6 protein-coding genes and 1 riboswitch are annotated in these 7,401 nt (G+C 42.7%); all 6 genes read right to left on the bottom strand.

Going from position 1 to position 7,401, the window contains the following annotated elements; all coding sequences use genetic code 11:
• A partial coding sequence (locus tag SPADD19_RS01400) for a DUF2129 domain-containing protein (protein WP_003013098.1) occupies positions 1 to 275 on the bottom strand: 275 nt, incomplete at its 3' end.
• 120 nt (positions 276 to 395) lie between these two features.
• Positions 396 to 986: an ATP-dependent Clp protease proteolytic subunit ClpP gene (gene clpP, locus SPADD19_RS01395; RefSeq protein ID WP_061455011.1), complete on the bottom strand. Its 591-nt coding sequence runs from the start codon at positions 984 to 986 to the stop codon at positions 396 to 398.
• Positions 987 to 1,114: 128 nt separating this feature from the next.
• Positions 1,115 to 1,744, bottom strand: coding sequence for a uracil phosphoribosyltransferase (upp, locus tag SPADD19_RS01390; RefSeq protein ID WP_049491218.1), 630 nt, complete (start codon positions 1,742 to 1,744; stop codon positions 1,115 to 1,117).
• Between the two features lie 221 nt (positions 1,745 to 1,965).
• Positions 1,966 to 4,626 carry a magnesium-translocating P-type ATPase gene (gene mgtA / locus SPADD19_RS01385; RefSeq protein ID WP_049471749.1) on the bottom strand — a complete coding sequence of 887 codons (2,661 nt, stop codon included), beginning with the start codon at positions 4,624 to 4,626 and terminating at the stop codon, positions 1,966 to 1,968.
• A gap of 207 nt (positions 4,627 to 4,833) precedes the next feature.
• Positions 4,834 to 4,991, bottom strand: a riboswitch (M-box (ykoK) riboswitch).
• Between the two features lie 35 nt (positions 4,992 to 5,026).
• Positions 5,027 to 6,190 (bottom strand): MalY/PatB family protein, encoded by a 1,164-nt coding sequence (locus SPADD19_RS01380; RefSeq protein WP_061455010.1) that lies wholly within the window; start codon positions 6,188 to 6,190, stop codon positions 5,027 to 5,029.
• Between the two features lies 1 nt (position 6,191).
• Positions 6,192 to 7,289, bottom strand: coding sequence for a cystathionine gamma-synthase (locus tag SPADD19_RS01375; RefSeq protein ID WP_061455009.1), 1,098 nt, complete (start codon positions 7,287 to 7,289; stop codon positions 6,192 to 6,194).
• Positions 7,290 to 7,401: the final 112 nt, after the last annotated feature.

The following is a 7,401-nucleotide window of genomic DNA, read 5'->3' as shown; positions in this document are numbered from 1 at the left end:
CCTTCTGTGACCACGGATGGGGTCTCCAATCGTTGTAAACTCCCCACAAAATCTGTATCTAAATCTTTGAGATGGCAAGGCAAGACCTTTTTGACATAACGTTCTTTCTTTAAGTCTTCCATCACTTGATCGGCCTTGTCGCTGTCCACATACAATTGGACATAACGGCATTTCTTAGAATGGTACAAGACATCTCCGACAGATTGTAATTTTTTCCCATCTCGATTGTAATACAACTTGACAATCAAGCCTGTTCTTTCTTGTTTCTCAAACATGGTCAATCCCTTTCTCGTTCTGTTACTAGTATATCAAATTTCAAGAAAAGAACTACTCTTTTATGAGAGCAAAAAAGGCTAGACAGTACCTAGCCTCGTTGGACCATTCCAGAGGATGGTTTAGCCCAAATTATTGTTGGCCATGATTTCATCAATAAAGCCATATTCAAGAGTTTCTTGCGCGCTCATCCAATTGTCACGTTCAGCGTCTGCATGCACTTTTTCAATAGATTGACCTGAATTTTCCGCAAGGATTTTTTCCAAGTTATTCCGTGTTTTGAGCAAGTGTTCTGCTGCAATCGCCATATCGGTTTGTTGGGTACCACCACCAGTACCACCCATTGGTTGGTGAATCATGTACTCGGCGTTTGGCAACATGAAGCGTTTGCCCTTCGCACCGCTTGAAGCGATAATAGTTCCCATAGATGCTGCCATCCCCATGACAATGGTTTGGACATCTGACTTGATAAAGTTCATAGTATCTACAATGGCAAGACCTGCAGAGACAGAGCCACCTGGGGTATTGATATACATATAGATATCTTTTGTATTATCTTGGGCATCCAAGAAGAGCAATTGAGCGATAATGGAGTTAGCCATTTGGTCCTCAACTGGTCCTGTTACCATGATAATTCGATCTTTCAACAGACGGGAATAAATATCGTAAGAACGTTCTCCACGACTGGTTTGTTCAATAACTACTGGAATCATCTATTCTTCTCCTTTAGTATCCATTCATTCTCACGATTCGTGAGGTTCAAAGTATATGTGCTATTATAAACCAATGGTCAAAAAAGGTCAAATCTTAAGCACCTTTCGGACGAATCATGAATGGCTTCTTATTTGGTACCGAATAAACGGTCACCTGCATCTCCAAGACCAGGAACAATGTAGCCATGTTCATTCAAATGATCATCGAGGGCTGCTGTAAAGATATCAACATCTGGGTGAGCTTCTTGAAGAGCTTTCACCCCTTCTGGCGCTGATACTAGGCAGACAAATTTGATATGGCTAGCGCCGCGTTTTTTCAAGGAATCAATCGCTAGAATAGCGGATCCACCCGTAGCAAGCATCGGGTCTACTACAAAGATACGACGTTGATCAATATCTTCTGGCAATTTCACCAAGTATTCAACTGGTTTCAAGGTTTCTTCATCACGGTACATCCCGATATGGCCAACCTTAGCAGCTGGTACCAAACTCAAGAGACCATCAACCATCCCAATCCCTGCACGAAGAATGGGGACAATAGCCAATTTCTTCCCTGCGATTTGTTTTTGAACGGTTTTGGTAATAGGAGTTTCAATTTCAACATCCTCAAGAGGCAATTCACGCAACACTTCGTAGCCCATCAACATAGCAATCTCATTTACCAATTCACGAAAGGCCTTCGTAGAGGTATCTGTACGACGAAGAATAGACAATTTGTGTTGAATTAGTGGATGTGTAATAACTTCTAGTTTTCCCATTTTTGAGATCCTTCTTTCTAAGCTGCGATCCTTTAAAAAGGAGCTTGGATTGAGAAAGAGTCAAGCTCTCCCTCTTTCTGTTACTCCTTTTTTGATACGCGCAACACGTGGAAATCATCATTTCCAACTTTATATTCGTCTTATTATACCAAATTTTACCAAAAAAAGAGAGCCCTTACACTTAATTTTTTAAGTTCGGACTCACTCTTTCTATCAATCAATTACAACCATTCTTTGTATTTCTTAATATAGATACGTTTGACAACCGTCACACTCAGCATATAGAGGACGATAATCGCAAACAATAGAACAAAGTACAATCCATTTAGTTGGCTCAACTTCAAGATAGAAGCCAAAGGACTATATGGAAGGGAGGTTACAAAGAAGGCTGCTGCTAGGGTCGTCACCACGACTGAGAAGGCTGGACGACTTTGGATAAATGGAAGTTTTGGTGAACGCAACATATGGATAACCATGGTTTGAGACCACATAGATTCGATAAACCATCCAGTTTGGAACACCATGATAAAGGCTGCTGCATCTGCTGCTCCATGGTTGTAGCCATGACCTAAAATCATAGGAACAACAAGGAAGTAAAGAAGCATGTAGGTAATAATATCAAATACAGATGAAATTGGACCAATCCAGGCCATAAAGCGCATGATAGAGTTTGCTTCCCAGATACGAGGTTTCTTGAGAAATTCCTTGTCGACATTGTCAAAAGGAAGGGCGATACAAGAAAGATCATAGATAAGATTGAGCACAATCAAATGAACGGGAGCCATTGGAAGGAAAGGCAAAAAGATGCTGGCAAAGAGAAGAGAGAAGATGTTCCCGAAGTTAGAAGAGACCGTCATCTTGATGTACTTGGTCATATTGGCATAGACCTTGCGGCCTTCGACCAAGCCTTTTTCAAGAACCATCAAGTCCTTATCTAGAAGGATGACATCTGCTGTTTCCTTGGCAATATCCACAGCGGTATCCACGGAGATCCCAACGTCTGAGACCTTCATGGATGGAGCATCGTTGATCCCATCTCCCATGTAACCAACCTTGTGGCCATTATTCTTGAGGCAGAGGATGATCCGCGCTTTTTGATCGGGTGATAGTTTGGCAAAGACCGTTGTTGTTTCCACAACTTGTGCTAACTCTTGGTCTGTCATCGTATCGATTTCGCTTCCCAAAAGAATCCGCTCGACATCTAGTCCTACTTTTTCACAGACAGCTTGGGTGACCTTTTCATTGTCCCCAGTTAAGATCTTGGTGGTTACCCCATATTCTGCAAGAGCTTTGATCGCTGGAGCTGCAGAAGGTTTTGGTGGATCAAGAAAGGCAAGGTAACCAGTTAGGATCATGTCTCGTTCATCTTCAACACTAAAGATGTCATTTTCGTCCAAATCGGTTTTGTAGCTAACACCCAAAACACGAAGTCCTTGTTCATTTAACTGAGCAACTTCAGCGAGGACCTCTTGACGAACTTCATCTGTCAGGCGTTTAATCTCACCTTTGTATTCAACATAAGTCGATACAGAAAGCATTTCTTCCAAGGCACCCTTGGTCACCATGCTGACCACACCGTCTTCGTCTTTGACAATGACACTCATGCGACGACGTTCAAAATCAAAGGGCAATTCATCAATCTTATGGAAGGTTTGATCCAGGTCGCGAACAATTTCATGTTTCTTGGCTTCTTTCTGGGTCCGATTGATAATCGCTCGGTCCATCAAATTTTTTAGCCCGGTTTGGAAATAGGAATTCAAGTAAGCCCGGCGAAGGACTGATAGATCCAACTCGCCATGGATATCAAGCGGATACTCCAAAACGATTTCATCTTGGGTCAAGGTTCCTGTCTTATCAGTACACAAAATATCGATAGCGCCGAGGTCTTGGATGGCATTGAGCTTTTTGATAACGACTTTTTCTTTTGCCATAATGATGGAGCCCTTAGCAAGACTCGCTGTAATAATCATCGGCAGCATTTCCGGAGTCAAACCAACCCCAACGCTGAGGGCAAAGACACCCGCTTCTAACCAGTCACCATCTGTGAGGCCATTGATCACAAAGACAATGGGCACCATCACTAACATGAGCCGAATCAAGAGCCAAGAGATGGTATTCATTTCTCTCTCAAATGAGGTTGGTTCGTCATAAGTGTTGATGGTTTGCTCAATAGCTCCCATCATGGTTTCATCTCCCACGACCAAGACCAAGGCTGTCGCCCGTCCGGAGATGACATTGGTCCCCATAAAGGCCAAACTTTCACTTTCCAAGAGACTATCTAGATTTTGACTGTCGGCTTTTCTGAGACAAACCTTTTCAACAGCATCACTTTCCCCCGTGAGACCAGATTGTTGGACAAAGAAGTCACGGGAATCAATCAAGACCACATCTGCTGGGATCATATCGCCGGCACTCAGTTTGATCACATCACCTACGACGATTTCATCGATCGGAATTTCTTGTTCCGATCCATCACGCAGAACGGTCGCTGTATTGACAATCATACGTGATAAGTTGCTAGCTGCTTTGTCGCTCCGCAATTCTTGAATGAAGCGGATACCACCAGAGATCAAGACCAAGGTCACAATGATGATGGAGGTCGTTGGATCCTGTTCACCTGGTTTTGCTAGCCAGACATTAGTAATGAAGGAAACCAGCGCAATGACCAACAAAATCACCGTAAAAGGATTGATGATCGATTCGTAGATCTTTTTGATCATGGAATCTTCTTGACCTTTTGTGATGACATTTTCGCCATAAATATCACGGTTTTCTTCTACTTGATCGTCAACCAAACCAAGGGCACTGGTTTTGTAGGTGGCAAAGGTGCTTTCAAGTGGTTCTTGAAGAGCAGCAATCAGTCTTTCTTTATTTGTTTGCATTGGTATCTCCTTTTTCAATCAGGAGCCAATCACTTTTGGAGTCCCTACGACACAAATCAGCGATTGGCTGGTTCGGTACGGTTCGGGATGATCGTCGATTTGTATCATAGCTCTCTCCTTTCTCTTTTCTAGGTAAGGCATAAAAAAGAGTCCTACCCTTGATCGGTAGGACTCATGAAACTCGTCATTTATTTTTCAATCAAAACTCTTAAAAAACTGACCGTCCAAGCTTTAGCTCCGCAAGGCAATGAAATGAGCTTAGTCTTGACCTTTGCGATCAGGACTGTTGACCAACGAGTAGTGTCTCCACTGCTTTGCGGTAGTCATCCGTATCCTTGTGGTAGCCTCACCTACCGTATTTCGAGTTTATTGTACTCCTTCACTTACAGAAAGTCAACACTTATTTGTGAAAAGTATCAACTAAACGTTTGGTAATTTCTTCAATAAGAGAGAAAGGAGCCGCTACATTGAGGCGAGCATGCAAGGTTCCTTCTTTTCCGAAATCTGTTCCACGGTTCAAAATCAATTTGGCTTGGTCATGGATTTTAGCATGTAGCTCATCATCGGTATAAGGATAGGCTGAAAAGTCCAACCAAAGAAGATAGGTTCCTTGGGGCTTCATGACTCGGATATTGGTCTTTTCCTGCAATTCATCCACAACATAGTCAATGTGTTTTTCAAAGACTTGCTTGAGCTCTGTCAACCAAGGTTTGCCATGGCGATAAGCTGCTTCTGTAGCAATATAGCCCAAGCCTGAGATTTCATGTTGGTTATTGGCCAATTGCCGTTGTTTAAAAGCTGTGCGAAGCTTTGGATTCTCAATAACCACATAAGAATTCTTTGTTCCTGCAATATTGAAAGTCTTGGTCGCACTGGTTAAGATCAAGCTAAAGTCTTTAAAGCTTGGGTCAACCGTGTTAAAGCTGATATGACGATGACCAAATAAGGCCAAATCTTGGTGGATCTCATCTGAAATGAGTAGGACCCCGTGCTTTTGACAGAGATGGCCGATTTTTTCCAAGACCTCACGATCCCATACACGGCCTCCAGGATTGTGCGGATTACATAAAAGATAGAGTTTGACATCCTGCTCCACAATATCCTTTTCCAACTGATTAAAATCAATTTGAAAGAGTCCGTCTTTTTCGATCAACGTATTTTCAATCAATTTACGTCGATTGAGCTTGACGCTTCGTGCAAACGGAGGATAGACTGGTGTATTGATTAAGACAGCATCCCCTTCCTTGGTGAAGGCTTGAATGGCCGTTGAGATAGCTGGCACAACACCTTCGATAAAAATGATCGCCTCCTTATCAAAGGAATAACCATGTTCTTCTTTTTCCCACTCAAGAATCGATTGATAGAGGCTGTCTGCTGCATAGGTGTAGCCGTAAACCATTTGGTCAGCATAGCCAATTACCGCTTCTCGTACTTCTGGAATGACGTTAAAATCCATGTCCGCGATCCAAGCCGGAATGATCTCTGGATCCGTCTCTGTCTCTTTCCATTTATAGGTATGGTGAGTCAACCGATTGGGTAAAGTCGTAAAATCATATTTGCTCATCTTAAGCCTCCAATGCTTGTTTCAAATCGTCAATCAAATCATCCGCATCTTCGATTCCGATAGACAAACGAAGAAGATCATCTGTCAAACCGTATGAATGGCGAACTTCTGCAGGAATGTCCGCATGAGTCTGAGTGGTAGGATAAGTGATCAAACTTTCAACTCCGCCAAGACTTTCTGCAAAGGTAAAGACTTGGAGGGAATTTAACAAGTTGGGAATTTTTTTCTCATCTTGAATTTTAAAGGAGACCATTCCACCTTTTCCAGTGTAGAGGACTTCTTTGACCTGAGGGGATGTTTTCAAAAACTCTACCACCTTGCGAGCATTCTCTGTGGAGCGCTCCATCCGGATAGAGAGCGTCTTGAGACCACGGATCAACAGATAGCTGTCAAATGGGGAAAGAACAGCACCTGTCGTGTTCAAATTGTAAAAGAGTTTGTCATACAAGTCTGCATCATTCGTCACGACAACACCAGCCAAGACATCGTTGTGACCAGCCAGGTACTTGGTTGCTGAATGAAGAACAATATCCGCTCCCTCTTCAATCGGACGTTGATAGATCGGGCTATAGAAGGTATTGTCCACCACGACTTTGGCACCTTTTGCATGGGCCAATTTGGCTAAATGAGCAATATCAAATTCCAACATCAATGGATTGGTTGGTGTTTCAATATAGAGGACATCTACCAGATCATTATCTAGATGGTGGATCAGTTCTTCTTCTGTATTGGCATAGGTGAAAGAGAAACGACCTTCTTGCTCTTGTTGGTTAAACCAGCGGAAAGAACCTCCATAAAGGTCACGAACGGCCAAGACTTTTGAACCAACAGGGAAAATACTAAAAGCAAGCACGATGGCTGACATTCCAGAGCTTGTTGCCAAAGCATAGTCTGCACTTTCGATAGCTGCCAAAGTCTTCTCCGCTGTTGCGCGTGTTGGATTTTTCGTACGGGTATAGTCAAAACCTGTAGACTGACCAAATTCTGGGTGTTGGTAAGTAGTAGAGAAATGCAAAGGAGTCGTCAAAGCTCCCGTTGCTTGATCCGACTTGATTCCTGCCTGTGCCAAGATAGTATTAATATTGCGTTTTTTACTCATATTGCCCTCCGATAAACATTCAATCTAACTGATTACTATTTTATCACTATTATGAGGAGAGCGGTTTTCCCATTTTCAAGACCTAGCTATAGTTTCAAACTATAAGAAAAGA

This window comes from Streptococcus parasanguinis (assembly GCF_001578955.1).
Classification (GTDB): domain Bacteria; phylum Bacillota; class Bacilli; order Lactobacillales; family Streptococcaceae; genus Streptococcus; species Streptococcus parasanguinis_U.
Note: the sequence above shows the minus strand (reverse complement) of the source record. Positions and strands in the feature narration are given on the sequence as shown.

Bases quoted from the DNA above. Each gene is read 5' to 3' on its own strand.
- mgtA (WP_049471749.1), bottom strand. From the start codon at position 4,626: ATGCAAACAAATAAAGAAAGACTGATTGCTGCTCTTCAAGAACCACTT.
- clpP (WP_061455011.1), bottom strand. From the start codon at position 986: ATGATTCCAGTAGTTATTGAACAAACCAGTCGTGGAGAACGTTCTTAC.
- SPADD19_RS01375 (WP_061455009.1), bottom strand. From the start codon at position 7,289: ATGAGTAAAAAACGCAATATTAATACTATCTTGGCACAGGCAGGAATC.
- upp (WP_049491218.1), bottom strand. From the start codon at position 1,744: ATGGGAAAACTAGAAGTTATTACACATCCACTAATTCAACACAAATTG.
- SPADD19_RS01380 (WP_061455010.1), bottom strand. From the start codon at position 6,190: ATGAGCAAATATGATTTTACGACTTTACCCAATCGGTTGACTCACCAT.